This is a genomic window from Paramixta manurensis, assembly GCF_013285385.1.
GTDB lineage: Bacteria > Pseudomonadota > Gammaproteobacteria > Enterobacterales > Enterobacteriaceae > Paramixta > Paramixta manurensis.
The window spans coordinates 1,535,730-1,561,839 of the sequence record NZ_CP054212.1 but is presented as its reverse complement, the minus strand read 5'-3'; the positions used below and the strand labels follow the sequence as shown (position 1 = coordinate 1,561,839).

Annotated in this window: 26 protein-coding genes; 15 read left to right on the top strand and 11 right to left on the bottom strand. The window is 53.8% G+C overall.

Going from position 1 to position 26,110, the window contains the following annotated elements; translation table 11 throughout:
- The first annotated feature begins 81 nt into the window (after positions 1-81).
- Complete coding sequence (locus tag PMPD1_RS07655) at positions 82-798, top strand: ABC transporter ATP-binding protein (RefSeq protein ID WP_173633474.1); 717 nt, start codon at positions 82-84, stop codon at positions 796-798.
- A gap of 83 nt (positions 799-881) precedes the next feature.
- Here PMPD1_RS07655 and bioD read toward each other — a convergent pair whose 3' ends face one another.
- Genes bioD through bioB form a run of 4 tightly spaced genes read right to left on the bottom strand, consistent with a single transcriptional unit; the run spans position 882 to position 4,473 of the window.
- Entirely contained in the window at positions 882-1,556 is a 675-nt protein-coding gene (bioD, locus tag PMPD1_RS07650; RefSeq protein ID WP_173633473.1) for a dethiobiotin synthase, read from the bottom strand.
- A complete protein-coding gene (gene bioC / locus PMPD1_RS07645) occupies positions 1,549-2,307 on the bottom strand; it encodes a malonyl-ACP O-methyltransferase BioC (RefSeq protein ID WP_173633472.1) in 759 nt (252 codons plus the stop codon). Before bioC ends, bioD begins: the two co-directional genes overlap by 8 nt.
- On the bottom strand, positions 2,297-3,442 hold the full coding sequence (gene bioF, locus PMPD1_RS07640) for an 8-amino-7-oxononanoate synthase (RefSeq protein WP_173633471.1): 1,146 nt from the start codon (positions 3,440-3,442) through the stop codon (positions 2,297-2,299). The genes bioC and bioF overlap by 11 nt, the downstream gene beginning before the upstream one ends.
- A complete protein-coding gene (gene bioB, locus PMPD1_RS07635; RefSeq protein WP_173633470.1) occupies positions 3,442-4,473 on the bottom strand; it encodes a biotin synthase BioB in 1,032 nt (343 codons plus the stop codon). Before bioB ends, bioF begins: the two co-directional genes overlap by 1 nt.
- A gap of 87 nt (positions 4,474-4,560) precedes the next feature.
- Between bioB and bioA the strand changes: the two genes are divergently transcribed.
- The 4 genes from bioA (at position 4,561) to PMPD1_RS07615 (ending at position 8,150) form a co-directional block, all read left to right on the top strand.
- Positions 4,561-5,853, top strand: a complete 1,293-nt coding sequence (bioA, locus tag PMPD1_RS07630; protein ID WP_173633469.1) for an adenosylmethionine--8-amino-7-oxononanoate transaminase — start codon at positions 4,561-4,563, stop codon at positions 5,851-5,853.
- 72 nt (positions 5,854-5,925) lie between these two features.
- Complete coding sequence (gene curA, locus PMPD1_RS07625) at positions 5,926-6,978, top strand: NADPH-dependent curcumin/dihydrocurcumin reductase (RefSeq protein WP_173633468.1); 1,053 nt, start codon at positions 5,926-5,928, stop codon at positions 6,976-6,978.
- A complete protein-coding gene (locus tag PMPD1_RS07620) occupies positions 6,978-7,658 on the top strand; it encodes a type 1 glutamine amidotransferase domain-containing protein (protein ID WP_173633467.1) in 681 nt (226 codons plus the stop codon). Before curA ends, PMPD1_RS07620 begins: the two co-directional genes overlap by 1 nt.
- 15 nt (positions 7,659-7,673) lie before the next feature.
- Positions 7,674-8,150 carry a kinase inhibitor gene (locus PMPD1_RS07615; protein ID WP_173633466.1) on the top strand — a complete coding sequence of 159 codons (477 nt, stop codon included), beginning with the start codon at positions 7,674-7,676 and terminating at the stop codon, positions 8,148-8,150.
- A 48-nt stretch (positions 8,151-8,198) separates the two neighbouring features.
- Here PMPD1_RS07615 and pgl read toward each other — a convergent pair whose 3' ends face one another.
- Positions 8,199-9,200 (bottom strand): 6-phosphogluconolactonase, encoded by a 1,002-nt coding sequence (pgl, locus tag PMPD1_RS07610; RefSeq protein ID WP_173633465.1) that lies wholly within the window; start codon positions 9,198-9,200, stop codon positions 8,199-8,201.
- 157 nt (positions 9,201-9,357) lie between these two features.
- Between pgl and PMPD1_RS07605 the strand changes: the two genes are divergently transcribed.
- Positions 9,358-10,176 carry a pyridoxal phosphatase gene (locus PMPD1_RS07605; RefSeq protein ID WP_173633464.1) on the top strand — a complete coding sequence of 273 codons (819 nt, stop codon included), beginning with the start codon at positions 9,358-9,360 and terminating at the stop codon, positions 10,174-10,176.
- Here the strand turns inward: PMPD1_RS07605 and modC are convergent, their stop codons facing one another.
- The 5 genes from modC to treR all read right to left on the bottom strand — a co-directional run bounded on the left by modC (position 10,177) and on the right by treR (position 14,044).
- The gene (modC, locus tag PMPD1_RS07600) at positions 10,177-11,235 is read right to left on the bottom strand and encodes a molybdenum ABC transporter ATP-binding protein ModC (RefSeq protein ID WP_173633463.1); all 1,059 of its coding nucleotides are present in this window, start codon (positions 11,233-11,235) and stop codon (positions 10,177-10,179) included.
- 3 nt (positions 11,236-11,238) lie between these two features.
- Positions 11,239-11,928, bottom strand: a complete 690-nt coding sequence (gene modB / locus PMPD1_RS07595; RefSeq protein ID WP_173633462.1) for a molybdate ABC transporter permease subunit — start codon at positions 11,926-11,928, stop codon at positions 11,239-11,241.
- The gene (modA, locus tag PMPD1_RS07590; RefSeq protein ID WP_173633461.1) at positions 11,925-12,698 is read right to left on the bottom strand and encodes a molybdate ABC transporter substrate-binding protein; all 774 of its coding nucleotides are present in this window, start codon (positions 12,696-12,698) and stop codon (positions 11,925-11,927) included. The genes modB and modA overlap by 4 nt, the downstream gene beginning before the upstream one ends.
- Before the next feature lie 144 nt (positions 12,699-12,842).
- Positions 12,843-12,998 (bottom strand): AcrZ family multidrug efflux pump-associated protein, encoded by a 156-nt coding sequence (locus tag PMPD1_RS07585; protein ID WP_173633460.1) that lies wholly within the window; start codon positions 12,996-12,998, stop codon positions 12,843-12,845.
- Positions 12,999-13,090: 92 nt separating this feature from the next.
- Positions 13,091-14,044 carry a trehalose operon repressor TreR gene (gene treR, locus PMPD1_RS07580; protein WP_173633459.1) on the bottom strand — a complete coding sequence of 318 codons (954 nt, stop codon included), beginning with the start codon at positions 14,042-14,044 and terminating at the stop codon, positions 13,091-13,093.
- Positions 14,045-14,267: 223 nt separating this feature from the next.
- Here treR and treB point away from each other — a divergent pair, with 223 nt between their 5' ends.
- From treB to gpmA, 9 genes are all read left to right on the top strand, one after another.
- The gene (gene treB, locus PMPD1_RS07575; RefSeq protein ID WP_173633458.1) at positions 14,268-15,686 is read left to right on the top strand and encodes a PTS trehalose transporter subunit IIBC; all 1,419 of its coding nucleotides are present in this window, start codon (positions 14,268-14,270) and stop codon (positions 15,684-15,686) included.
- Between the two features lie 39 nt (positions 15,687-15,725).
- Positions 15,726-17,390, top strand: a complete 1,665-nt coding sequence (gene treC, locus PMPD1_RS07570; RefSeq protein ID WP_173633457.1) for an alpha,alpha-phosphotrehalase — start codon at positions 15,726-15,728, stop codon at positions 17,388-17,390.
- A 55-nt stretch (positions 17,391-17,445) separates the two neighbouring features.
- Complete coding sequence (modE, locus tag PMPD1_RS07565; RefSeq protein ID WP_173633456.1) at positions 17,446-18,228, top strand: molybdenum-dependent transcriptional regulator; 783 nt, start codon at positions 17,446-17,448, stop codon at positions 18,226-18,228.
- 74 nt (positions 18,229-18,302) lie between these two features.
- Entirely contained in the window at positions 18,303-19,781 is a 1,479-nt protein-coding gene (gene modF / locus PMPD1_RS07560) for a molybdate ABC transporter ATP-binding protein ModF (protein WP_173633455.1), read from the top strand.
- Positions 19,782-19,906: 125 nt separating this feature from the next.
- On the top strand, positions 19,907-20,479 hold the full coding sequence (locus PMPD1_RS07555) for a cysteine hydrolase family protein (RefSeq protein ID WP_173633454.1): 573 nt from the start codon (positions 19,907-19,909) through the stop codon (positions 20,477-20,479).
- A gap of 198 nt (positions 20,480-20,677) precedes the next feature.
- Positions 20,678-21,724: a galactose-1-phosphate uridylyltransferase gene (gene galT, locus PMPD1_RS07550; RefSeq protein ID WP_173633453.1), complete on the top strand. Its 1,047-nt coding sequence runs from the start codon at positions 20,678-20,680 to the stop codon at positions 21,722-21,724.
- 1 nt (position 21,725) lies between these two features.
- Positions 21,726-22,874 carry a galactokinase gene (gene galK / locus PMPD1_RS07545; protein WP_173633452.1) on the top strand — a complete coding sequence of 383 codons (1,149 nt, stop codon included), beginning with the start codon at positions 21,726-21,728 and terminating at the stop codon, positions 22,872-22,874.
- Positions 22,868-23,896 carry a galactose-1-epimerase gene (gene galM, locus PMPD1_RS07540; protein ID WP_173633451.1) on the top strand — a complete coding sequence of 343 codons (1,029 nt, stop codon included), beginning with the start codon at positions 22,868-22,870 and terminating at the stop codon, positions 23,894-23,896. Before galK ends, galM begins: the two co-directional genes overlap by 7 nt.
- A gap of 155 nt (positions 23,897-24,051) precedes the next feature.
- Entirely contained in the window at positions 24,052-24,804 is a 753-nt protein-coding gene (gpmA, locus tag PMPD1_RS07535) for a 2,3-diphosphoglycerate-dependent phosphoglycerate mutase (protein ID WP_173633450.1), read from the top strand.
- A gap of 67 nt (positions 24,805-24,871) precedes the next feature.
- On the opposite strand, the gene aroG is transcribed toward gpmA, so the two are convergent.
- On the bottom strand, positions 24,872-25,924 hold the full coding sequence (aroG, locus tag PMPD1_RS07530) for a 3-deoxy-7-phosphoheptulonate synthase AroG (RefSeq protein WP_173633449.1): 1,053 nt from the start codon (positions 25,922-25,924) through the stop codon (positions 24,872-24,874).
- Positions 25,925-26,110: the final 186 nt, after the last annotated feature.

Below are 26,110 nucleotides of genomic sequence, written 5' to 3'. Positions count from 1 at the left end.
CATCCACCAGAGCGATGAGCACGACGACACTCTGCGTCGGCCTGCAAAAACGATCGATACGATCGGTAAGGAGAGTGAAAGATGCTTAGTTTACGTTCGGTGAATCAGTTTTATGGCAAAAATCATATTCTATGGGATGTCGATCTCGACTTAGCACCCGGTACCTGTACCGGCGTACTAGGGCGCCCCGGTATGGGAAAAACCACTTTAGTCAATTGCATTATGGGGCATTTACCGGTTAACAGCGGCAGCATGACGTGGCAAGAGTCGGGATCGCCGCCGAAAGACCTGCGGCAACAATCGGTAGGACAGCGCGCCCGGCTGGGTATTGGTTATGTTCCGCAGGGACGACAGATCTTCTCGCAAATGAGCGTGGAAGATAATCTCCTGATTGCTTTACTGGCGGGTCAGGATGATCGCCATTGCGCTATTCCGCCGATGGTGTATGAGCTATTTCCGGCCCTGTGGTCGCTGCGTCATCAACGTAGCGGCGAGCTACCGATCGATCAGCAGCAACAATTGGCATTAGCTCGCGCGCTGGTGCTGCAACCTAAGTTACTGATCCTGGATGAACCGACAGACGGTATGGCGCCATGGCTGGAGGAGGAGATGGGAAACTTGCTTCATCGTCTCAATAATGACTTTGGGTTAACCATTTTACTGTTAGAACAGCGTATTTCGTTTATTCGCCGCGTCGCTGACTATTTTCTGTTGCTGCATTGTGGGCGCAATGTCGCCCAAGGGCGCGTCGCACAACTGGATGACAGTATGGTCGCCAAATGGCTAACGGTTGTGTAATGCTGAGTCAGTCGTGTTGCTGGATGGCGAAGCGACTGACTCAGGCGCGTTTGCCGTGGCCGGAGAGACTCCGACCGGTGCGGTTAAGACGGCAGTTGTACATAATCAGCCAATTGTTCAAACGCTGCTGGCTGGCGTAGAAAGGGAATCTCTCCCAGCAACGGAGCGTTAATCACGTTTTTCAACGTGACCAAATAATCTTGATGCCGCCGCCCCGGCGGCTGTACCGTGTTCGCAATCCATCCTGCCAGCGGCAATCCGGCTCGCTCGATCGCTTCCACGGTCAGATGCGCATGGTTTATACAACCCAACTTCACTCCCACCACCAAAATCACCGGTAACTGTTCCAGTTGTACCCAATCCGCGAAGGTGGTGGTATAAGAAAGCGGCGTATACCACCCTCCGGCCCCTTCGGTAAGCACCCAGTCGGCCTGCGCGCTGAGCGCGGCTAACCCGGCGGAAAGCCGCTCAAATGTAATCGGTCGCCCCTCTTGCGCGCTGACGATATGCGGAGAAGTCGGCTCGGCAAACGCCAGCGGGTTAACTTGCGCATAGCTTAACGGCAGACCACTGTATTTTTGTAGCGTCAGCGCATCGCTATTGCGTAACCCTTCTGACGTCATTTCACAGCCGGAAGCGACTGGCTTGTAGCCAACCGCGCGATGACCGGCTTTTACCGCTGCCTGTAATAAAGCGCTACTGGCGACGGTTTTCCCCACCTCGGTATCGGTGCCGGTGACGAACCAACGTTTACTCACTGTTTATCACTCCAAAAACCAAATGGTAACTTAATAAAAAACCACGCGCGTCCTGCGGCCAGCTACTGGCCAGGCAACGAACGCGTTCGCGTGTCAAAACGCCCTGATCTCGTCCTTGATGAAGGTGAGTTGCGCCGATGCCTTTTAATGAGCGCATCGCGGCCAGAACGTCAGGAAAAGCCTGTACCACGGTGGTCTGCTGTAAATCGCCTCCCCACGGCTGGAGCGCGGCTTTTATTTGCGCCAACGACAGAAATTGATTCACGTGCGATCGCCCATCAACCGCGCGCCAGGCTACCTCCACTTCCGATAATGACGCGGCGGATAACGTTGAAAACAGAACCGTACCGCCAGGGCGCGTTACGCGACACATTTCCCCCACGGCTGCGCTCAGATCATCGCACCACTGTACGGCCAGATTGCTCCAGCACAGATCAACACTGTTTTCAGGCAGCGGTAACGCTTCAATATCCCCCAACAGATAATGATCGGCGCTCGCTGCATGTTGCGCCTGCGCCAACATCGCAGAGGAGAGATCGAGCGCAGTCACCTGGTGCCCCTGTTGGCGCCAGCGTCGACTGAACCAACCGGTACCGCAACCCGCGTCCAGCAGCGATAAACGCCGGGTTGGGGTATGTAATGCCATCAACATCTCACCGCTCTGCCTCTGCAATGATGCATGATGATCGTAGCTTTGCGCTGCCCGACCAAATGCCTGCGCGACCGCCTGTTTATTCACCTTATGCGTCATGCAGACTCTCCAGTAGCCGATCAATATCCTGTGCCTGATGAGTCGCGCTTAGGGTGATGCGTAACCGGGCGGTTCCCGGCGGGACGGTGGGTGGGCGAATCGCACTCACCCAGCAACCCGCGTCGCGTAGCCGCTGCGCCAGCGTCAGTGCCTGACGTTCATCACCAACTATCAGCGGTTGAATCGCGCTATCTGAATCGGCAAGGCGGAACGGTAAGTCACTTGCTCCCTGGCGGAACCGGACAATATTGTCCGCCAGCCGTTGACGCCGATCGTCGGCTTGTTGCAGGCAGACTAATGCCGCAAGCAGCGCGCACGCTTGGGCGGGCGGCATCGCGGTGCTGTAAATCAGATGACGGGCAAACTGAAGTAAAAAGATCGCCGTCGTCTCATCGCATAACACCGCCGCCCCGCTCACGCCTGCGGCTTTACCAAAGGTGACGATCTGGAGTGCCGGTTTAATTCCTTGCTGCCAGCAACTCCCGCGCCCCTGTTCACCCACCAGACCAAAACCATGCGCATCATCCACCATCAGCCATCCCTTCGCCTCGGTAGTAATCCGTTGCAATGCCTGCAACGGCGCACGGTCGCCATCCATGCTAAACACGCCTTCGGTGACCACCAATGTCTCACCCGCGCCCGGCGCCGCCAGTAAGCGTTGCAGACTTGCGGGCTGGTTATGGGCGAAGCGGCGTAAGGTCGCCGGGCTCAGATTTGCCGCCTCCAGCAACGACGCATGCGCCAACTTATCGGCCAAGATACGATCATCCTTTCCCGCCAGCGCGGCAATCACCGCCTGATTAGCGGCAAAGCCAGAGATAAACAGCAGCGCGCGCTCATAACCCAGCCAATCCGCCAAATGCGCTTCCAGCGCCGCGTGAGCATGGCTATAGCCGGTTACATGGCCGGAGCCGCCCGCGCCAACGCCGTAGCGTTCAGCGCCTTGCTGCCAGGCATGAATAATGCGCGCGTCATGGCTCAATCCCAGATAATCATTGGCGGAAAAATTGAGGTATTGCTGTTGATTCACGGTTATCCAACGCGCATTCCCCCCGTCATTGACGATGCGTTGTCGCATCAAACCGCGTTCGCGGCGCGTCTCCAGCGCCTGCCCAATACGTTGCTGCCAGCTCATTACACCGCCGCGTTATAGAATTGATCGCTATCGGCGTTAAGAATCTGCCCGGCAAGCTGTTGCTGCTGCTGGTTATCTCCGGCTGCGGTGGTGGTATGTTCGGGGTTCAACCCCAGTTTGCGGAACAGTTGGTGATCTTTATCTTCGTCCGGGTTCGGCGTGGTAAGCAGTTTACAACCATAGAAAATGGAATTGGCGCCCGCCATAAAACACATCGCCTGCGTTTGTTCGCTCATTTGTTCACGACCTGCAGATAAGCGCACATGGGAGGATGGCATCATAATTCGCGCCACGGCGATAGTGCGGATAAAATCAAACGGTTCAACATCGTCGTTATCCGCTAACGGCGTGCCCTTTACTTTCACCAGCATATTGATTGGCACGCTCTCCGGCGGCGTCGGCAAGTTGGCTAACTGAACCAGCAAACCGGCCCGATCGTTAACCGTTTCACCTAAACCCACAATTCCGCCAGAACAAACTTTGATGCCCGCATCGCGCACTTTATCCAGCGTATCCAGCCGCTCCTGATAGCTGCGGGTGGTAATGATGTTGCCGTAAAACTCTGGCGAGGTATCGAGGTTATGGTTATAAAAATCAAGCCCGGCATCGGCCAAACGGTGCGCCTGCGCATCGCTGAGGGTACCGAGCGTCATGCAGGTTTCCATCCCCAGCGCTTTTACGCCCTGTACCATCTGCTCCAGATAGGGTAAATCACGATCGTGCGGGTTTTTCCACGCGGCGCCCATGCAAAAACGGCTGGATCCGGCAGCCTTGGCTTTCCGCGCCGACGCCAGCACCTCTTCGACTTCCATCAAGCGTTCGCTCTCCAGACCCGTTTTATAGCGCGCGCTTTGCGGGCAATATTTACAATCTTCCGGACATGCGCCGGTTTTAATCGAGAGCAAGGTACTGACCTGTACCTGCCGGGGATCAAAATGCTGGCGATGTACCTGTTGCGCTTCAAACATCAATTCGAGAAAAGGCTTATCAAACAGGGCTTGCGCCTGCGCGATTGTCCAACGTTGTGCCATTGCTTGCTCCAAAAATACTGTCGTTTATCATGATTACCGGTTTATACTTGTAAACTAAATCTTTTTAATTTGGTTTACAAGATAGCAATGACACCTGCCGACATCGCCTTTGACCGTGAACATATCTGGCATCCTTACACCTCAATGACCGAGCCCTTGCCCTGTTATCCGGTGGTTGCCGCGCGTGGCACCGACCTACAGTTAGAGGATGGCAGAACGCTAGTGGATGGCATGTCCTCATGGTGGGCGGCAATACATGGCTATAATCATCCGCGCCTTAATCAGGCCATGCAGGCGCAAATTGAGCAGATGTCGCATGTGATGTTTGGCGGGATCACCCATCCCCCTGCCGTGGCGCTGTGCCGCAAACTGGTGGCGATGACGCCTGCGCCGCTGGAGTGCGTATTTCTCGCCGATTCCGGTTCGGTTGCGGTCGAAGTCGCAATGAAAATGGCGCTTCAGTACTGGCAAGCACGTGGCGCGAAACGCCAACGGTTTTTAACGCTGCGCCGCGGTTATCATGGCGATACGTTTGCTGCCATGTCGGTGTGCGATCCGCACAACTCTATGCATAGCCTGTACCAAGGCTATTTGCCGTCCCATCTGTTTGCCGCTGCGCCAACCTGTGGATTTGAAGAAACCTGGCGCGAAGAAGACATTGCAAGTTTCAGCACGCTTATCGCGCAGCATGCCGATTCGCTAGCGGCGGTCATCCTGGAGCCGATTGTGCAGGGCGCGGGTGGTATGCGTTTCTACCATCCTGAGTATTTGAAGTGCGTAAAAGCGCTATGCGACCGCCACGGGATATTATTAATCGCCGACGAAATCGCCACCGGTTTTGGTCGTACCGGGAAACTGTTTGCCTGCGAACACGCCGCTATCTCGCCGGATATTATGTGCGTGGGTAAAGCGCTGACCGGCGGTACCATGACGCTTTCCGCCACGCTGACCACTCGCGACGTCGCCGATACCATTAGCCAGGGCAGCGCGAGGTGCTTTATGCACGGCCCAACCTTTATGGGAAATCCGCTCGCCTGTGCGGTTGCCAATGAGAGCCTGGCGCTGTTGCAGGAGAATCAGTGGCCGCAACAGGTCGCGGCTATCGAGCGCCAACTCCGCGCTGCGTTATTACCGCTGCGTGAGCATCCCCGAGTAGCCGACGCGCGCGTACTGGGAGCGATTGGCGTTGTCGAGTGCCGCCAAGCCGTCAATATGGCCGCTATCCAGCAATTTTTTGTCAGTCAGGGCGTGTGGATCCGCCCGTTCGGTAAGCTGATTTATTTGATGCCGCCCTATATTATCGACACCACCGCATTAGCGCGCTTAACCCGCGCCATTGCTGAAGCATTAGTACGACCTGACTTGTTTCTCGAAAACTAACCTGCTGGCTCCAGGCGAGGCTGGCTGTGATGCACTACGCTTGTATCACCCCATCTTCGTAAGGAGCTTATTATGTCGCAGCAAAGAGACACCAACCGCCGTGTGGTGCTGGCGTCACGCCCGCACGGTGTGCCCACCGATGCCAATTTTCGCTTTGAACGCCAATATGTGCCCACTCCCGCCGATGGCGAGATCCTACTCCGGACTATTTACCTCTCTCTCGATCCCTATATGCGTGGCCGCATGAGCGATGCCCCCTCGTATGTTCCGCCCTATGAGGTTGGCGAAACCATCGGCGCTGGCACTGTCGCCATCGTCGAACAATCCAACCATCCCGATTACCAGGCTGGCGACTGGGTGGTGAGCGAGAACGGCTGGCAGGACTATGCGTTATCCAACGGGCGCGGGCTGTTTAAGTTACAGGGGCCGGTATTAAAACATCCTTCATGGGCATTAGGGCTGCTCGGTATGACCGGTTTTACCGCTTATATGGGGCTATTAGATATTGGTCGCCCTCAGGCGGGGGAAACGGTGGTGGTTGCCGCCGCTACCGGCGCCGTGGGTTCGGTAGTCGGCCAAATTGCCCGGCTCAAAGGTTGCCATGTTATCGGCATTGCCGGCGGCGCGGAGAAATGTCGCTATGCCGAAGAGGTGCTGGGTTTCGATGCCTGCCTTGATCACCATTACGATGATCTGGGTGAAAAACTCAAACGTTACTGTCCGGACGGCATCGATGTCTATTTCGAAAGCGTGGGCGGCAAAGTGTTTAACGCCGTGCTGCCGCTGATGAACACCAAAGGCCGCATCCCGGTTTGTGGATTAATCGCCGATTATAACAGCACAGAATTACCCAACGGTACCGATCATCTGCCGCTATTTCAGGGCGCTATCTTGCGTAAGCGTCTGCATGTGCAGGGCTTTATTATTACGCAGGATTATGCGCATCGTTTCGACGAATTTTTCCACCAAATGAGTCAATGGGTGGCGGAAGAACGGCTGGTCTTCCGTGAAGATGTGATTGACGACCTTGATAATGCGCCACAGACCTTCATCGGGATGCTGGAGGGGAAAAATTTCGGCAAAGTCATTATCCGCGTCGCGACTGATAAACCCGGACATGAATAATGAAAATTCTGATGGTATTAACCTCTCATGACCAACTTGGCACTAGCGGTCAGAAAACCGGCTTCTGGCTGGAAGAGTTCGCTGCGCCTTGGTATGTCTTTCGCGACGCCGGTGTGAACGTGGTACTGGCGTCGCCGAAAGGCGGCCAACCGCCGCTGGATCCGAAAAGCGATGAGCCAGCCGCGCAAACCTCCGCCACCCAACGCTTTCGCGCAGATATCGCCGCACAACAAGCGTTAGCAAATACGCAACGGCTTGATATTATCGATGGCTGCAAGTTCGCGGCCGTGTTTTATCCCGGTGGCCATGGCCCACTGTGGGATTTAGCCGAAGATGCGCACAGCATTGCACTCATTGAAAATCTGTTTGCCGCTGGCAAGCCAATTGGCGCGGTCTGCCATGCGCCCGGCGTACTACGCCATGCGCGTAAACCGGACGGCACGCCACTGGTCGCTGGCAAACGCGTAACAGGTTTCACCAACAGTGAAGAACGCGCGGTGGGTTTGCTGGAAGTCGTCCCCTTCCTGGTGGAAGATACGCTAAAACAACTGGGCGGCGAATTTGAACGGACCGATGACTGGGGCGCATGGGCAATTACCGATGGTCATCTGGTGACCGGACAAAATCCGGCCTCTTCCGCCATTGCGGCAGAGGAGTTACTCAAACTATTACATCAATAATTAACCGGAGGTTTGATGAAAGTTTATAGTCACGATTTCAACGATGGAGAAAAGATGCCGGAGCGTCAGGTATTTAACGGCATGGGCTATCAAGGTGACAACCTCTCTCCGCATCTGGCCTGGGATGACGTGCCAGAAGGGACCAAAAGCTTCGTCGTAACCTGTTATGACCCGGATGCGCCGACCGGTTCTGGTTGGTGGCACTGGGGCGTCGCGAATATCCCCTCAACGGTGACCGTATTGCCGCAAGGCGCGGGATCGGGCCAGGCAGATCTGCCGGAAGAAGCAATCCAGACGCGTACCGACTTTGGTCAAAGCGGCTACGGCGGCGCGGCGCCGCCGAAGGGCGAAACCCATCGCTATATCTTTACGGTGCATGCGCTGGACGTGGAGAAAATTGACGTGGATGAAGGTTCGAGCGGCGCGCTGCTCGGTTTTAATGTGCATTTCCATAGTCTCGGCAGCGCTTCGATTACCGTGACGTATAGTTAACAAGGTTATCCGGCCAGCGCCTAATCCATCCCGGCGCTGGCCATTTTGTTACGCTGCGAGTTGATGAACCACCACCCACATTGGCCCCTGGCCGACCGCGTAACGCGCCAGCGGCTGCAATAATCCCTGTTCGCCGCTAATTTTGTACACTTCAATATGATGCGATTTTTGTCCTGCCGCGACCAGGTAACGCCCGCTATGATCGAGATTAAAACCGCGCGGCTGTTTCTCAGTCGGTTGATAACCTTCTACGGTTAACAAACCGCCATCTTCACTCACGCTAAACACCGTGATTAAGCTGGCGGTGCGATCGCAGGCATAGAGATGGCGACCATCCGGCGTGAGATGAATATCCGCCGCCCAGCGCGTATCGTTAAACTCCGCTGGCATCATATCCAGACTTTGCACACGCTCCACTTCACCTTTGGCATTGTTAAGCTGCCAAACATCGACAGTGCTATCCAGTTCATTGACACAATAGGCGTACTGCTGGTTAGGATGGAACACCATATGACGCGGACCGGCGCCTTCAACGGTGGTGACCTGCGCTTGTTTGTTTGGCGTTAGGCTGCCGCTGGCGGTCAGTTCATACAGGCAAATGCGATCTTGTTTGAGCGCCGGAACCAACAACGTACGATTGTGTAGATCAATATTCGCCGAATGGCAGCCATCCAAACCATGAATGACCTGGCTCGGCGCCTGCGGCACGCCATCTTCCCCAATTGGGCTAATGCTCACACATGCATCGTTATAGGAGCCGCAGAACAGGTAGCGACCTTCGCGGTCGGTTGAAATATGGGTTGGGCTACCGGGTAACGGCGCTTCCCCGGCTTCGGTCAGAGTGCCATCTACGCCAATACGATACGCAACCACACGGAACTGGGGCCGTACGCCGACATACAGAAAGGCTTTATTCGGGCTAACCACCATGGGTTGTACCTGCCCCGCCACATCCACCACCTGCAACAGCGTTAACGCGCCTTCGTCGTTAAGCTGCCAGACGTGAATCTGCTGGCTTTCCGGGCTGGCGGTATAGACAACTTGTTTCATGAACTCTCCTTTTTCGATACCGGATAAAGGTAACCTGTGGCAAAGCGTAGCGCGTTTTAGTTAGGCCTGTTGGATTGTTTTGTGCCTACCGGTTTGGTCGCTGCGCCAACAACGTGTAACATTGTCATCCTGTTAATTATTTCTGACGGAACGATTTATGAGTTATCGCGTTATCGCTCTCGACCTTGACGGCACGCTGCTGACGCCGCGTAAAACGATTTTACCCGCCTCGCTGGAGGCACTAAAAAAAGCGCGTGAAGCGGGGGTAAAAGTGTTAATCGTCACCGGGCGACACCATTGCGCCATTCTCCCTTTTTATCAGGAACTGGCGCTGGATACACCTGCCATCTGCTGTAACGGCACCTATCTGTATGATTACCAGGCACAAAAGGTGCTGGCCTCCGATCCGCTGGAGAAAACGCAGGCGTTACAGGTTATTGAGATGCTGGATGAGCAGTCTATACACGGCCTGCTGTATGTGGATGACGCGATGCTGTATCAAACCCCGACCGGCCATGTAGAACGCACGCTAAATTGGGCGCAATCTTTACCCCCCCATCAACGCCCAACGTTCCTGCAGGTTCCTGATCTTGCAGAGGCGGCGCGTGCCGCACAATCGATCTGGAAATTTGCCCTTTCGCATCCCGATACCCGTGCGTTACAACAGTTTGCTGAAACGGTTGAGAATCGGCTGGGGCTAGCCTGCGAATGGTCGTGGCATGATCAGGTCGATATTGCGCAGCAAGGAAACAGTAAAGGAAAGCGCCTGGCGCAGTGGGTAGCGTCAGCCGGTTATCAAATGAGCGAGGTGATCGCTTTTGGCGATAACTATAACGATCTGAGTATGCTGGAAACCGTCGGGTTAGGTGTCGCCATGGGTAATGCCGATGAAGCGATTAAAGCGCGAGCCGATCGGGTAATTGGTACCAACCTCGAAACCGGTATCGCGGATACCCTCTACCGCGAAATCCTCTAATCAGGAGGTAATCGCCACGCTTTTTATTTGGGCATACAGCCACATCCCCGGCTTTATGCCTAACTCATCTTTTGCCCACGGCGTGATTCGCGCCCAAATATCACGTGCGCCTATCTGAAGTTTCACTTCAATTTGCTCATCCACATTAAGAAGCTCCGTCACCCGCGCCGGAAGAATATTACGAATGCTGCTGTTGTGCGGCGGCTGTAGTACCAACGAAACATCAGCCGACTGAATGCGGATACGCAGCGGTGTCTTTGGCGGCGCATCAATACGGCTAACCCAAATATGCTGGTCGCCAAGCGCCAACGCGGTCATGGCATAATCCGGATGGTGCTCCAATACCGACACGCGCAAAATACTGCTTTGCTCGGCACGCGGTAGCCAGGGACGCATTGCGCTACTGCTCCAAACCGTTTCCAGTGAGCCGAAGGCTTTCACCTCGCCGCTATCCAATACCAGAACGTTATCCGCCAAGTGCAAAATTTCATCAAGGCTATGCGAAACGTACAGCATTGGAATGGCAACCTGCCTGGCCAGTTCTTGCAAATAGGGCAACAACTCGCGTTTGCGCGGCAGATCGAGCGACGCCAGCGGCTCATCCATCAGCAAGATTTCAGGCGCGGTCAACAATGCGCGCCCAATCGCTACCCGCTGTTTCTCGCCGCCGGATAATGACCAGGGAAATCGATCCAGCAACGCTTCAATGCCGAGCAGATGAACCAGCGTATCAAATTGCGCTTTCATGCTACGCGCCATGCCATATTGCAAGTTACCGCGCACGCGGTAATGGGGGAACAGGCGTGCATCCTGGAACACATAGCCGACTCGTCGTTTCTCCGGCGGCAGATAAACGCCCTTTTCGGCATCGCTAAGGAGACGTTGATTAAGACGAATACTGCCCTGTTGTGGCCGGGTAAGGCCGCCGATGGCATTAATCAATGAGGTTTTGCCGGCGCCGGAAACGCCAAACACTGCGGTAATGCCTTCGGCAGGGAGCTGAACATCCACTCTGAGCCGATGGGTGCCTAATTGCTGCGTAAAATTAAGCTCAAGCATGATTTACGCCCCCAACCGTTTACGGCCCCAGCGCGCCAGCCACTCGGACAGCAACAGTGAGATTAACGCCAGCACAATGGCAATGATGCACAGACGCGCGGCATCGCCTTCTGCGCCAGGCGTTTCAATTAGCGTAAACATCGCCAGTGGAATGGTGCGGGTTTCCCCCGGAATGTTCGACACAAAGGTAATGGTGGCGCCAAACTCACCCAGTGAGCGGGCAAAAGCCAACACCGTCCCGGCAATAATGCCCGGCAGCGTCAGCGGTAAGGTGATGGTGAAGAAAACGCGCCAGCGACCGGCACCCAAGGTTCTTGCCGCTTGCTCCAGCTTGTGGTCCACCGCTTCCAGCGCCAGCCGAATCGCGCGTACCATTAACGGAAAAGCCACCACTGCAGCAGCCAGCGCGGCACCGCGCCAGCTAAACGCAAAGCTGAAACCAAACCAGTCATACAACCAGGAACCGATAAACCCACGCCGCCCCAACGCAATCAGCAACAAATAGCCCACCACCACTGGCGGCAGCACCAGTGGTAGATGAATAATACTGTCGAGCAGGGCTTTGCCGGGAAAATGGCAGCGAACCAAAATCCAGGCGACCAGGATCCCAAATGGCAAGCTCCACAGCACCGCGAGGGTTGATACCTTCAGGCTGAGTTCAATCGCCTGCCATTCAAGATCGGTCAGAATCATGTACGAGGAGTAAATCCGTAACGTTTAAAAATTGCCGCCGCTTCCGGCCCTTTGAGATAGGTATAGAAAGCACTAACGTCAGGTTTATTGTGGTCTTTAACAATCGCCATTGGATACTCGACGGGTTTATGGCTATCTTCCGGGAACACGCCAACCACCGTGACTTTTTTGCTGGCCACCGCATCAGAACCGTACACGATACCGTACGGCGTTTCGTCACGCTCAACTAACGCCAACGCCGCACGCACATCATTGGCGCGCGCCATTGCCGGTGACAACGTATCCCACGCGCCAAGTTTTTGTAAGGCTTCTTTGGCATAAATCCCGGCCGGAACATGGTCCGGATCGCCAACCGCCAGCCGATGCCCTTTCAACAGGCTTTTCCAGTCGGTTTGTTTGCTGATACTTACCGGCTGCGGCTTAACCGAGGTTGGCGCCACCAGCACCAGGTCATTGCCAAGCAACGTATAACGCGTCGCGACGTCAACGCTTTGTTTTTTCACCGCGTAATCCATCCACTGCTGATCGGCGGAAATAAACAGATCGGCGGGCGCGCCTTGCTCAATCTGACGCGCTAAAGTGGAAGAGGACGCAAAAGAAGAGACGATTTTAACCGCTTTTCCCTTTTCGTACTGTGTCGCAATGTCCTGCAAAGCATTGGTCAACGAAGCAGCGGCAAACACGGTAATTTTATCCGCGGCAACCGCATGACCCGCGACAGAAAGGGTTAACGCAGCGGCGCCAAACCAGCGGTTCCATTTAACAGACATAGCAATCTCCAGAGGTAACGTTGTATATTTCATACTATAACGCGCAGGCGAAAACTGTCATGTGCTTTATCGGCAGAGAACGAATAATGTTGAGGGAGATCAAGAAAATACGCGCCCGATAGACCATCGGGCGGCGGGAAATGCTTACTGGCGGTTTTTCGCTGGCTGGTCATCACGATGACCAATTTTGGAAATAACGTTAAAGACTTCACCCAATCCATAAATCAGGCCAAGAATAATCGCCATTACCACCGGAACCATGATAATCGCAACCGCCAGGCTTTCAATTAACTCAAGCATGGTGCCTCATCTGAAAACTGTACCAAAAAGCCATTGTAACGGCAGCGAAAAAAAGTGCACTGCCCTTTCGTGCGTTTTACCTTTCTTCACAGTTAGTCCAGCTTGCAGGGGATGGTAAGTTGGCGAATATTGGCCTCGCCATTTAACAGCCCAACCAATTGCCGCGCGGCGGCGGCGCCAGCATTCGCATAACCCAAATCCACTGAAAGTGTGGCGGGAAACAGGAAGCTTAGCAGCGGCGTATGGCCGATACTGCCAATTTTTACCCCGGATAGTGCTTGCTGTTGTAGATACTTCATCGCGCCGAGCGCAATGGTGTCAGAAGCGCAAATCACCGCTTGCGTCTCCGGCGTGATCACTTGCTCGGCCAAGCTGAAACCGCTTTGATAACTTAAATCGCCCAATGCCGCCTGAGGCGCGATGGCTAAGCGTTGGCAGGCATCAAGGTAGGCTTGATAGCGCAGGCGGCCGGTCGTTTCATCATTTTGCGCCACGCCAATATAGCCAATTTGCCCGCTGCCTTGTTGCGACAAACGCGCCATCAATAGATTCACCGCGCCAGCATCGTCATAACAAACCGAAGAGAGACCTGGATACTCCCGCACCATTACCACCATTTTTTCCTGCCACTCACTCAGGACTTCGCGTCGCAGCCCGGTAAAGCCAAACAGGATAATGCCGTCAACATTGCGCTGGCGCAGCACGCGTAAATGTTCAGCCACCAACTCAGGCCTTAACAAACTCTCCATCAAAATCGAGTCATATCCCTGCTCATACAGCAGCGGCAAAATTGCGCGTACCGACTGATTTTCCGAAGGTGAATCAAGGCGTGAAACAATAATCCCAATGATTTTGTCGCTCTGACCACGCATCGCCTGCGCCGATTTAGAGGGGATAAAGCCCTGTTCGCGAATCACCGCCTCTACTCTCTCGCGGGTTTGCTGGCTCACTTTACCCTCATTATTTAATACCCGGGAAACCGTCGATTTCCCAACGCCGCTCAGGCGTGCAATGTCTTTAATGGTTAAACGTGAAGAAGATGACATGAATGGCGTACCCGGTTGACCGCGCTCCGTCCTGTGAATAGCGCTAGTTTACCATTGAAGCGATAGCGCGTGACCAGAAGCACGAATTAACCGCGCGACGAACGAAATATTGTGATCTTTGTCGAAAATGGGAACGTTCCCAGTTTAACAAAAAACCGGCGCAGGCTATTTTTCTGGCGAATTTGGTTGTTCCCATTTACCCCGACAATCTGGCAGGCCTGGAATGAAAAAAAGCAATCCGCAGGACATCGATCGTCTGATCGATCTGGTAGGCGGTAAGGACAATATCGCTACCGTGACGCATTGCATTACCCGATTACGCTTTGTACTGCATAACCCGGCAATCGCCGCTCCAAAAGCCATTGATGAACTCCCAATGGTCAAAGGCAGTTTCACTAATGCCGGGCAATTCCAGGTGGTGATTGGCACTGATGTCGGTGACTGGTATCAGTTGCTCTTACAGCGAGCCAGACTTGATGGCAGTGATAAAGAGAGCGCTAAACGCGCCGCACGCCAAAATATGAGTTGGCATGAAATATTGATCTCCCATTTCGCCGAGATCTTTTTTCCCCTATTACCGGTACTGATTAGCGGCGGGCTAATCCTCGGCTTTCGCAATGTGATTGGTGATGTTCCGCTGTTTGGCGATCAGCCGCTCACCAAAGGGCATCCCTTCTGGCAAACCCTGTATGACTTTCTGTGGCTAATTGGCGAAGCCATTTTCTTCTATCTGCCGGTCGGTATCTGTTGGTCAACAGTGAAAAAGATGGGCGGAACCCCCGCGCTCGGCATTGTGTTAGGTATCACCCTAGTTTCACCGCAATTAATGAATTCGTATTTATTGGGGCAACAGGTGCCCGACGTCTGGAATTTTGGTCTGTTCACCATTGAGAAAGTCGGCTATCAGGCACAGGTGATCCCCTCACTGCTGGCAGGCATGACGCTGGCCTTTATTGAGTTACGTCTCAAACGCTGGGTGCCGGATTATTTGTATATGGTCGTCGTACCGGTGGTGTCGTTGATTCTGGCGGTATTCCTCGCCCACACCGTCATTGGGCCCTTTGGCCGAATGATTGGCGATGGCGTTGCCTGGGCGGTAAAAGGCTTAATGACCGGTAGCTTCGCGCCGATTGGCGCCGCGCTATTTGGCTTCTTGTATGCGCCGTTAGTGATTACTGGCGTGCACCAAACCACGTTGGCGATTGATCTCCAACTGATCCAAAACCTTGGCGGCACGCCGGTCTGGCCGATTATCGCCCTTTCCAATATTGCGCAGGCCTCATCGGTATTAGGGATCATTTTGATCAGCCGTAAAGCCAATGAACGCGAAATTTCGGTACCGGCCGCCATTTCCGCCTTTCTTGGCGTTACCGAACCGGCGATGTACGGCATCAACCTGAAATATCGTTTCCCGATGCTGTGCGCCATGATTGGTTCCGCCTGCGCAGGCTTAATTTGCGGCTCATTCGGGGTACTGGCAAACGGTATCGGCGTTGGCGGTTTACCCGGCATTCTCTCTATCCAGCCGCATTATTGGCAGATTTATAGCCTCGCGATGCTGGTGGCTATCGTGGTACCGCTGGTACTCACCGTCGCGGTCTATAAACGTAAAACGCGTCTGAATGCGCTGCCAGTGATTTAAGTTGCTGACCGGTTCTACTCATCACCACAGGAAACAGTTATGAATGCGCTTACGCCCTGGTGGCAAAACGGTGTCATCTACCAGATTTATCCGCGTAGTTTTCAAGACAGTAGCGGGAATGGGGTTGGCGACCTACAGGGCATCATCCAACGGCTCGACTATTTACACTGGCTGGGTGTCAGCGCCATTTGGCTGACGCCGGTGTATCTCTCTCCGCAGGTGGACAATGGCTATGACGTTGCCGATTATTGCGCCATTGATCCCACCTTCGGCACGCTTGAAGACTTCGAACAGTTGGTCGCCGCCGCGCATCAGCGCAATATTCGCATCGTGATGGATATGGTGTTTAACCACACGTCCACCGAACATGCGTGGTTTAAAGCTGCCGAAGCACCTCAGAGCCCGTATCGCGACTTTTATCTCTGGCGTGATGCGGTCAACGGCGGGCCGCCCAATAACTGGCACTCAAAATTCGGCGGCTCGGCATGGCAGTGGCATCCCGCCAGCGGGCAATATTATCTGCACTCGTTCGCGCCGCAACAAGCCGATCTCAATTGGGAAAATCCACGCGTCCGCGAGGAGCTGAAAAAGGTTTGTCATTTTTGGGCCGATAAAGGCGTCGATGGTTTACGTCTCGACGTGATTAATTTGGTTTCCAAACACCCGGACTTTCCCGACGATGACCAAGGCGATGGACGCCGATTCTATACCGATGGCCCGAATATTCATCCGTTCCTTGAGGAAATGAGTCGCGAGGTGTTTCAACCGCGCGGGTTAATGACCGTCGGTGAAATGTCTTCGACCCGGCTTGAACATTGTCGGCGCTATGCGCGACTGGATGGGCAAGAATTGTCGATGACCTTCAATTTTCATCATCTGAAAATTGACTATCCAAACGGCGAAAAATGGACCGAGGCACCGCCGGATTTAGTGGCACTGAAGCGTATTTTCTCTGAATGGCAGCGCGGTATGCACGGCCATGCCTGGAACGCCCTCTTCTGGTGTAACCACGATCAACCACGCATTGTTTCACGCCTCGGCGATGATGGGCCACTACGTACCGTGGCCGCCAAGATGCTGGCGCTGGTACTACACGGCATGCAAGGCACGCCTTACATTTATCAGGGCGAAGAGATTGGCATGACCAATCCCCACTTTAGCGAGATACAGCAGTACCGCGATGTGGAAAGTCTGAATATGTTTGCCGCCCGCCAGGCACAAGGCGCGGATGAGGCGGCATTACTGGCGGTTTTGCGGCAAAAATCGCGCGATAACGGACGGACGCCCATGCAGTGGAGCACTGGGCGCAACGCGGGGTTCACCGAAGGCGATAGCTGGATTGACCTTGCCGATAACTACCGGCAGATAAATGTTGAACACGCGCAGGCCGACCCTCAATCGGTGTTGTATACCTACCAGCGGCTGATCGCGTTACGCAAAATCCATCCGGTGATCACCTCAGGCGATTATCAGGATTTAGCGGCTGAGCACCCGCATCTCTGGTGCTATCTGCGCAGTTGGCAAGGCAGCAAGCTATTAGTGATTGCCAACCTGAGCGCCGCGCCTCTGCCGCTGACCACCGATTATCTTGATGACAAAGCGAAATGGCGTCTGTTGTATAGCAACTACGGCAACGTGTATCAATCGATGAATGAGCAGGCGTTAAAACCCTATGAAGCGGCCTGGTGGCTGTTAGAAGAGTGATTTATCTGCCCCGCTCTTCTACAATCCCCCCAAAAGGATTCTCGCGGGAGCGATCATGCAGGCCGATATTTCGCTAATTATTAAATTACAACAGAAGCTGTTCGCCGACCCCCGGCGCATTACCTTGCTGCAACAAGTACAGCATACCGGCTCGATTAGCCAAGGCGCGAAACTTGCCGGTATCAGCTATAAAAGCGCCTGGGATGCAATTAACGAAATGAACCAACTGGCTGATCGTACCCTGGTGGAACGGGCCACCGGGGGGAAAGGCGGCGGCGGCGCGCAGGTAACGCGCTACGGCGAGCGGTTAATCCAACTGTTTCAATTGTTGGAGCAAATTCAGCAAAAAGCATTCGATGTGTTACAGGATGACCGTTTACCGCTCGACAGCTTACTCGCCGCCATCGCACGTTTTTCGTTACAAACCAGCGCGCGCAATCAGCTTTTCGGTACGGTTATTCAACGTGACAATCTTCAGGTTCAACAACATGTCGATATCCTTCTTGCCGATGAGCGCACCACGCTGAAAGTCGCGTTAACTGAGCAAAGCGCTGAACGCTTACATTTAGACGCCGGTAAAGAAGTTTTAGTGCTGATTAAAGCGCCGTGGGTTGGCGTAACCAGCGGAATCAGCACCGCAGATAACCAGTTGCCGTGCGTGGTGAGCCAGATTGAAACCGGCGAGCGGCAGAGTGAGGTGTTGATGGCGTTGGAAAGCGGCGAAACGCTGTGCGCAACGTTGCCTAACCCGATAGTCCAGCGGGAAAAACTGCAACCTGGCGCCACGGTAACAGCATATTTTAATGCCGACGAGGTGATTATCGCGACACTCCTCTAAAACTGACGGTGGCATTTGACATCAGTGCAGACAGTGGTTAAAAACGTTTATCGATGCAAAAAACGGAATAACTAATGACTGTATTGCAAATTACGCAAGGCACGTTTCGTCTTAGTGATACTCGCGTATTAACCCTGAGTGACTTAGTGGTAAAGCGGGGCGAAAGTTGGGCGTTTGTCGGCGCCAATGGCAGCGGCAAATCCTCTCTCGCCCGTGCGTTAGCCGGTGAACTGGTACAACTGCAAGGCCAACGTCAGAGTGAGTTTCGTCATCCTACGCGCATCTCCTTCGAGCAGTTGCAGAAGTTGGTGTCAGATGAATGGCAACGCAACAACACCGATCTGCTTAGCGAAGGAGAAGATGATACCGGTCGCACTACCGCAGAAATTATTCAGGATGAGGTGCAAGATGCCGACCGCTGCCGTCACCTGGCGGAGCAGTTTGGCATTGCGCATCTGCTTGATCGCCGCTTTAAATATCTCTCTACCGGTGAAACGCGTAAAACGTTACTCTGTCAGGCGCTGATGCCTGAGCCCGATCTCCTAATCCTTGACGAGCCCTTTGATGGGTTGGATGTTCAGTCACGCGCCAGCCTCGCAACGCTACTGGGCGAACTTAATCAGCGCGGCTACACCTTAGTGTTAGTGCTTAATCGCTTTGATGAAATTCCGGAATTTGTCGAAAAGGTTGGAGTGCTGGCAGAATGCACGCTAACCCATGTCGGCGAGCGGGCAGCCATTTTAGCCGAGGCGTTGGTGGCCCAGCTAGCCCACAGCGAACGGCTGGCCGGAATGGCGTTGCCGGAAGCCGATAATCAGGCGCAATTGCCTCAACTGCCGGAAGGCGCCTCGCGTATTATTCTCAAAGATGGCGTGGTGTCGTACAACGATCGCCCGATCCTGCACCGGCTAAGCTGGGAAGTTAAACCCGGCCAGCACTGGCAAATTGTCGGCCCGAACGGTGCCGGAAAGTCAACCCTGTTAAGCCTTATCACCGGCGATCACCCGCAGGGCTACAGCAATGATTTAACCCTGTTTGGCATCCGACGTGGCAGCGGAGAAACCATTTGGGACATTAAGCAACATATCGGTTATGTCAGCAGTAGCCTACACCTTGATTATCGCGTCAGTATCAGCGTCCGTAACGTGATCCTTTCCGGCTATTTCGACTCAATCGGCATTTATCAGGCGGTATCCGATCGGCAAGTGACACTGGCGAATCAATGGCTGGCGCGGCTCGGTATTGACCGCCAAAGCGCCGACGCACCGTTCCAGAGCTTATCATGGGGCCAACAACGGTTAGTACTGATCGCGCGTGCATTGGTGAAACACCCCACGTTGCTGATCCTTGACGAACCGCTACAAGGCCTTGATCCCATTAATCGCCAACTGGTGCGCCGTTTTATTGATGTGCTGATTGGGGAAGGACGCACCCAATTGCTGTTTGTTTCACACCATGCCGAAGACGCGCCACGTTGCATTACTCACCGTTTAACCTTCGTCCCGGACGGCGACATTTATCGCTATCAGCAACAGACGCTAAGCGAGGCGTAATGCTTTGTGCCCTGCCCGCATTGGCGGGCGGGTTCAATACTTCCACACATCCCGCAACATTTACGGACAGCACATCACACCGGTTTTTTTATCATTAGCGTGAAGAAAAGAGTTTCGGAGACGCTATGCCCGCTGCGCTAGTACTATTAAATTTGATTGAAGACCTTGCCGGCGGCAAGGGACGCGCTAATTACAGCCATCAGCAGGTGGTTGCGCGTAACATTATCGAAAAAGTGAATGTCACCGCCGCTTACGCGCGAGTGCGCAAAATCCCGATAATCTGGAGCCGGGTTGGATTTGACGATGATTATCAGGATTTACCCGCCGGTTCTCCCCTGTTCGCTCAGCTCAAACTGATCGGCGCGCTACGTCGCAGCACGACCGGCTGCCATTGGCTGGATGGCCTTGAGGTGCAATCGACCGATACGCAGTTTTATCATCAGGGTTTGAGCGGCTTCGCTGGTAACAATTTGTTAGGCTGGTTACAGCAACATCAACGCCATCATCTGCTTATCGGCGGTGTGAGTTCCGGGTTAACCATTGAAAGTACTGTACGGGAGGCGCACGATCGCGGTCTGCAGGTGACGGTCCTGGAGGATTTGTGCGCCGCAGAAAATGATCTCATCCACCAGCAAAGTATGCAGACCCTACAGCGTATTGCGGACATCTCCTCTACCCGTCAATGGATGAATCGCTAACCCTTAATGTAACCGCTACCATTTTATTACCTGCCTGTGCTATCCCTCTGCACAGGCATAGCGACTTTTACTGATAAGTGAGAATATTCGTCTTGTGTAAACGATTCCATTTATACAGACTCGATCACGATTTCCTCTTAAGCAATGTGCTACTTTTTAAGAAGCGCTTTTCGCTGTAGTCAGTTACCAGGATATAACATGGAAAAATTTAATCCGGTCGATCATCCGCATCGCCGCTATAACCCGTTATCCGATCAGTGGGTCTTGGTTTCCCCACATCGCGCCAAGCGTCCGTGGCAAGGGGCACAGGAGGCAACCTCGACGGAAACCTTACCTACCCACGATCCCGATTGTTTTTTATGCCCCGGGAACACCCGCGTCACTGGCGATAAAAATCCTGATTATACCGGCACTTATGTCTTCACTAACGATTTTGCCGCGTTGATGACCGACACGCCCGAAGCGCCGCAAAGCGGCGATCTGCTGATGCGCTGTGAAAGCGCACGCGGCACCAGTCGGGTGATCTGCTTTTCACCCGATCACAGTAAAACGCTGCCGGAATTGTCACTTGAGGCGTTGGAAGAAGTGGTGCGAACCTGGCAACAACAAACCGCCGAATTAGGCCAAAACTACCCATGGGTACAAGTGTTTGAAAATAAAGGCGCAGCAATGGGCTGCTCCAATCCACACCCACACGGTCAAGTCTGGGCCAATAGCTTTTTGCCTAATGAAGCCAGCCGGGAGGATACCCTGCAGCGTGACTGGTACGCCAAACAGGGTTCACCGATGCTGGTGGATTACTGTGCACGAGAATTAGCCGATGGTAGCCGTACCGTAGTAGACACCGAGCACTGGCTGGCGGTGGTACCGTGGTGGGCAGCCTGGCCGTTTGAAACGCTGCTGTTGCCAAAAGCGCCGGTTCAACGCCTGGTCGATCTGAATGGCAGTCAACGTAAGGACCTGGCGCTGGCGCTGAAAAAACTGACCAGCCGCTATGACAATTTATTTAACTGTTCCTTCCCCTATTCGATGGGTTGGCATGGCGCGCCATTTAATGGTGAAGACAATGCCCACTGGCAGCTACATGCGCACTTTTATCCACCACTGCTACGTTCAGCAACCGTGCGTAAATTTATGGTGGGCTATGAAATGCTGGCCGAAACCCAGCGTGATTTAACTGCGGAACAGGCAGCGGAACGTTTACGTTCTGTTAGCGACGTTCATTTTCGCCATACGGGAGCCTAACATGAGTTTAAAAAAACTTACCGAACAAATATTTAATGAACGTTTTGGCTATGCGCCGAGCCACTTTATCCAGGCGCCGGGCCGCGTAAATCTGATTGGCGAACATACCGATTATAATGATGGTTTCGTGCTGCCCTGTGCGATTGATTACCAAACGGTGATTGCCTGTGCGAAACGCGATGACCGTCAAGTGCGCGTCATTGCAGTGGATTATGACCATCAGCAAGATACTTTTGCGCTGGATGAGCCCATTATGGCGCTAAAAGAGCCGATGTGGGCCAACTACGTGCGTGGCGTGGTTAAGCATCTACAAAAGCGCAATAAAAATTTTAATGGCGTGGACATGGTGATCAGCGGCGATGTGCCGCAAGGCGCGGGTCTCAGCTCTTCGGCGTCGCTGGAAGTGGCGGTCGGCACCGTCTTTCAACAGCTCTATCACCTGCCGTTGGATGGCGCGGAAATCGCCGTTAATGGTCAAGAAGCGGAGAACCAATTTGTCGGCTGTAACTGCGGCATTATGGATCAGTTAATTTCCGCGCTGGGCAAAAAAGACCACGCCATGCTACTGGATTGCCGCACGCTGGGTACGCGCCCGGTGCCGATGCCAAAAGATATTGCAGTGGTGATTATTAACTCCAATTACCGCCGTAATTTGGTAGGAAGTGAATACAATACTCGCCGTGAACAGTGTGAGACCGGCGCGCGTTTCTTTGCCCAACGCGCGTTGCGCGATGTGGACATCAACCAGTTTAAGGCGGTTGAACATGAACTGGATCCGCAGGTCGCGAAGCGGGTTCGTCACGTTCTGACCGAGAATGCCCGCACGCTTGAGGCCGCAGAAGCGCTAAGCAAAGGTGATTTAAGTCGTATGGGTGTCTTAATGGCCGAATCCCACGCTTCGATGCGGGATGATTTTGAAATCACCGTGCCGCCGATTGATTCGCTGGTCGAAATCGTTAAAGCGGTGATTGGCGATCGCGGCGGTGTGCGTATGACCGGCGGCGGTTTTGGCGGCTGTGTCGTGGCGTTGATGCCGTTTGATTTAGTCGATCGCGTTCAAGCGGCGGTGGCGGAAAAATATGAAGCGCAATCCGGGCTCAAAGAAACCTTCTACGTCTGTAAAGCTTCACCGGGAGCCGGCCAATGCTAACTTCGTCGCTGTCCCACGCGCCGGACGGTCAGCCCTGGCGGATCACCGTGTTGCGTAACCGTAACGGCATGGTTGCCACTTTTATGGATTGGGGCGCCACTTGGCTCTCCGCACGGGTGCCAATGAAGGATGGCAGCGTGCGTGAGGCATTGCTTGGCTGCGCGACGCCGTCCGATTATCTCCAACAATCGGCCTATCTTGGCGCAACCGTAGGGCGTTATGCCAACCGCATTGCCAATGCGCGTTTACAAACCGCAGGCATCCAGTTAGTGGCGAATCAGGGCGAGCATCAACTTCATGGTGGCCCGCAAGGTTTTGATAAACGGCGCTGGCAAATTGTTAGCCAAAGCGACAGTGAAGTGCATTATCGTCTCGACTCGTCAGACGGAGATCAGGGTTTTCCCGGCACGCTGCTGGTTTCACTGCGCTATCAACTTGACGATGATAACCGCTTGTCGATTATCTATGAGAGCCAGGTCAGTAAACCTTGCCCGGTCAATCTAACCAATCATGCTTATTTCAATCTTGATGCGAACCATGGCGATGCGCGACAGCATCATCTACAACTGCATGCCGATCGCTATTTGCCGGTCGACAATAGCGGGATCCCGCGCGGTACGCTAAAAGCGGTTGAGCAGACAACGTTTGATTTTCGTCAGCCGAAAACCATTGCGCAACATTTCTTGCAGGATGATGATCAGCGGGCAGCCAAAGGCTACGACCATGCCTTTCTGCTGAACCCATCCGCGGCGCAACCAGCGGCCCAACTCTGGTCTGCGGATCGGGCATTGAGCCTGACGGTGCGTACCACCGCGCCCGCGTTGCAGTTTTATAGCGGCAATTACCTGGCGGGTACGCCTGCGCGTGAACAGGGAACCTATAATGATTACCAAGGCATCGCGCTGGAGAGTGGTTTTTTACCCGATTCGCCCAACCATCCTGAGTGGCCGCAGGCCGATTGCTGGCAACAGCCCGGTGAAACTCGACGGACGGTAACCCACTACACGCTGACCGCCGAATAAAAACGGGATGAAAAACGCGCACTGCGTCTTGCACGCACTTACGCCCTGCGCAGAATTCAGCTATGGTAAAGCACTATCAAATTGCCGGGCGGGACCGCCAGCAATATAATGATATTCATTATCATAGAAACGTTAGCGTATTAAGGAGTTAAGCTATGGCTGTAACTAAGCTGGTACTGGTGCGCCACGGCGAAAGCCAGTGGAATAACGAAAACCGCTTCACCGGATGGTACGATGTGGATCTGTCCGATAAAGGCCGTACCGAAGCGAAGGCAGCAGGTCAACTGCTGAAAAAAGAAGGCTTCAGCTTTGATTTTGCCTACACCTCCGTGCTGAAACGTGCCATCCACACGCTGTGGAACATTCTCGATGAGCTGGATCAGGCTTGGTTGCCTACTGAGAAATCATGGCGCCTGAACGAGCGTCATTATGGTGCGTTACAAGGCCTGAACAAAGCCGAAACCGCTGAGAAGTACGGCGATGAGCAAGTGAAACAGTGGCGCCGTGGTTTCGCCATTACGCCGCCGGAGTTGGAGCGCAGCGATGAGCGTTTTCCGGGCCACGATCCGCGTTATGCGAAACTGACCGCCGAACAGCTTCCCACCACCGAGAGCCTGGCGCTGACTATTGATCGTGTGATTCCTTACTGGAATGAAACCATTCTGCCGCGCCTGAAAAGCGGTGAGAAAGTGATCATTGCCGCACACGGCAACTCCTTGCGTGCGCTGGTTAAATATCTCGATAACATGAGCGAAGATGAAATTCTGGAATTGAACATTCCAACCGGCGTTCCGTTGGTATATGAGTTCGATGAGAATTTCAAACCGATCAAACACTACTATCTGGGTGATGCCGACGAGATCGCCGCGAAAGCCGCCGCCGTCGCGAACCAGGGTAAAGCTAAGTAACCGCTTGCCCGTGATAAAAAATCCGCCATTCCGGCGGATTTTTTTATCGTTCTAACAAGGCAAATGATTAACCGCGGCGTGCCTTAACCGCATCGGCCAATTGGCGTAACACCCGTTCGGTATCTTCCCATCCAATACAGGCATCAGTCACACTTTGGCCGTAAAGTAACGGCGCACCGCTTTCCAGGTTTTGGTTACCCTCAACCAGGTGACTTTCAATCATCACTCCAATGATCGCTTTTTCACCGCCGGAAATCTGCTGCGCGACGTCATCAGCCACCACTAATTGTTTCTGATACTGCTTGCTACTATTAGCATGGCTGAAATCGATCATCACCTGTGGCGCCAGGCCCGCTTTTTCCAAACCGGCTTTTACCGCATTCACATGGTGTGCGCTGTAGTTAGGCTCTTTGCCGCCGCGCAAAATAATGTGGCAATCGCCATTCCCGCTGGTTTCGACAATTGCGGAATGCCCATACTTCGTCACGGATAAGAAGCAGTGCGGCGCGCTGGCGGCATTGATGGCGTCAATCGCCACTTTGATGGTACCGTCGGTGCCATTTTTAAACCCAACCGGACAAGAAAGCCCGGAAGAGAGTTCACGGTGAACCTGCGATTCGGTGGTGCGTGCGCCAATCGCGCCCCAGCTCATTAGATCAGCCATATATTGCGGCGTGATCATATCGAGGAACTCGCCCGCAGCGGGTAAACCGCTGTCATTGATATCCAGCAGTAATTTACGCGCAATGCGTAAGCCATCATTAATCTGGAAGCTACCATCCATATGTGGATCGTTAATTAGCCCTTTCCAACCCACCGTGGTGCGCGGTTTTTCAAAATAGACCCGCATCACCACTTCTAAAGCGCCTTTTAACTCCTCGCGCAGGCTAAGCAGACGAGCCGCATACTCTTTCGCCGCCGCAGTATCATGGATCGAGCATGGTCCAATAACCACCAGTAAACGGTCATCTTCATTTTTAAGAATTTTGTGTATCGCGTGGCGCGCCAGCGAGACGGTTTCCGCCGCTTTTTCACTGGCCGGGAATTTTTCAAGCAGTGCAACCGGAGGTAAAAGTTCCTTTATCTCTTTGATTCTTAAATCATCATTCTGGTAATTCATAACCTATCCACTAATTTCCCTGCCCGGTACGCACCGGGCACAACCTGCCCAATTTAGCCCGTCAACTCCGCGCTGTAAATCGACTTTCGTCACCGGAAGCGCGTCACAAATTTGCTTTTTGGCGATCTGTTACTACACTTTTACTCGTAACCTCTTAAAAAAAACGCATTTACCCCACAAATAATT

Bases quoted from the DNA above. Each gene is read 5' to 3' on its own strand.
- bioB (WP_173633470.1), bottom strand. From the start codon at position 4,473: ATGGCACAACGTTGGACAATCGCGCAGGCGCAAGCCCTGTTTGATAAG.
- galT (WP_173633453.1), top strand. From the start codon at position 20,678: ATGGAAAAATTTAATCCGGTCGATCATCCGCATCGCCGCTATAACCCG.
- treR (WP_173633459.1), bottom strand. From the start codon at position 14,044: ATGTCATCTTCTTCACGTTTAACCATTAAAGACATTGCACGCCTGAGC.
- modC (WP_173633463.1), bottom strand. From the start codon at position 11,235: ATGCTTGAGCTTAATTTTACGCAGCAATTAGGCACCCATCGGCTCAGA.
- galK (WP_173633452.1), top strand. From the start codon at position 21,726: ATGAGTTTAAAAAAACTTACCGAACAAATATTTAATGAACGTTTTGGC.
- PMPD1_RS07620 (WP_173633467.1), top strand. From the start codon at position 6,978: ATGAAAATTCTGATGGTATTAACCTCTCATGACCAACTTGGCACTAGC.
- gpmA (WP_173633450.1), top strand. From the start codon at position 24,052: ATGGCTGTAACTAAGCTGGTACTGGTGCGCCACGGCGAAAGCCAGTGG.
- modE (WP_173633456.1), top strand. From the start codon at position 17,446: ATGCAGGCCGATATTTCGCTAATTATTAAATTACAACAGAAGCTGTTC.
- modF (WP_173633455.1), top strand. From the start codon at position 18,303: ATGACTGTATTGCAAATTACGCAAGGCACGTTTCGTCTTAGTGATACT.
- bioC (WP_173633472.1), bottom strand. From the start codon at position 2,307: ATGACGCATAAGGTGAATAAACAGGCGGTCGCGCAGGCATTTGGTCGG.
- bioA (WP_173633469.1), top strand. From the start codon at position 4,561: ATGACACCTGCCGACATCGCCTTTGACCGTGAACATATCTGGCATCCT.
- curA (WP_173633468.1), top strand. From the start codon at position 5,926: ATGTCGCAGCAAAGAGACACCAACCGCCGTGTGGTGCTGGCGTCACGC.
- pgl (WP_173633465.1), bottom strand. From the start codon at position 9,200: ATGAAACAAGTTGTCTATACCGCCAGCCCGGAAAGCCAGCAGATTCAC.
- PMPD1_RS07655 (WP_173633474.1), top strand. From the start codon at position 82: ATGCTTAGTTTACGTTCGGTGAATCAGTTTTATGGCAAAAATCATATT.
- modA (WP_173633461.1), bottom strand. From the start codon at position 12,698: ATGTCTGTTAAATGGAACCGCTGGTTTGGCGCCGCTGCGTTAACCCTT.
- PMPD1_RS07615 (WP_173633466.1), top strand. From the start codon at position 7,674: ATGAAAGTTTATAGTCACGATTTCAACGATGGAGAAAAGATGCCGGAG.
- modB (WP_173633462.1), bottom strand. From the start codon at position 11,928: ATGATTCTGACCGATCTTGAATGGCAGGCGATTGAACTCAGCCTGAAG.
- galM (WP_173633451.1), top strand. From the start codon at position 22,868: ATGCTAACTTCGTCGCTGTCCCACGCGCCGGACGGTCAGCCCTGGCGG.
- treB (WP_173633458.1), top strand. From the start codon at position 14,268: ATGAAAAAAAGCAATCCGCAGGACATCGATCGTCTGATCGATCTGGTA.
- bioF (WP_173633471.1), bottom strand. From the start codon at position 3,442: ATGAGCTGGCAGCAACGTATTGGGCAGGCGCTGGAGACGCGCCGCGAA.
- PMPD1_RS07555 (WP_173633454.1), top strand. From the start codon at position 19,907: ATGCCCGCTGCGCTAGTACTATTAAATTTGATTGAAGACCTTGCCGGC.
- PMPD1_RS07605 (WP_173633464.1), top strand. From the start codon at position 9,358: ATGAGTTATCGCGTTATCGCTCTCGACCTTGACGGCACGCTGCTGACG.
- aroG (WP_173633449.1), bottom strand. From the start codon at position 25,924: ATGAATTACCAGAATGATGATTTAAGAATCAAAGAGATAAAGGAACTT.
- treC (WP_173633457.1), top strand. From the start codon at position 15,726: ATGAATGCGCTTACGCCCTGGTGGCAAAACGGTGTCATCTACCAGATT.
- PMPD1_RS07585 (WP_173633460.1), bottom strand. From the start codon at position 12,998: ATGCTTGAGTTAATTGAAAGCCTGGCGGTTGCGATTATCATGGTTCCG.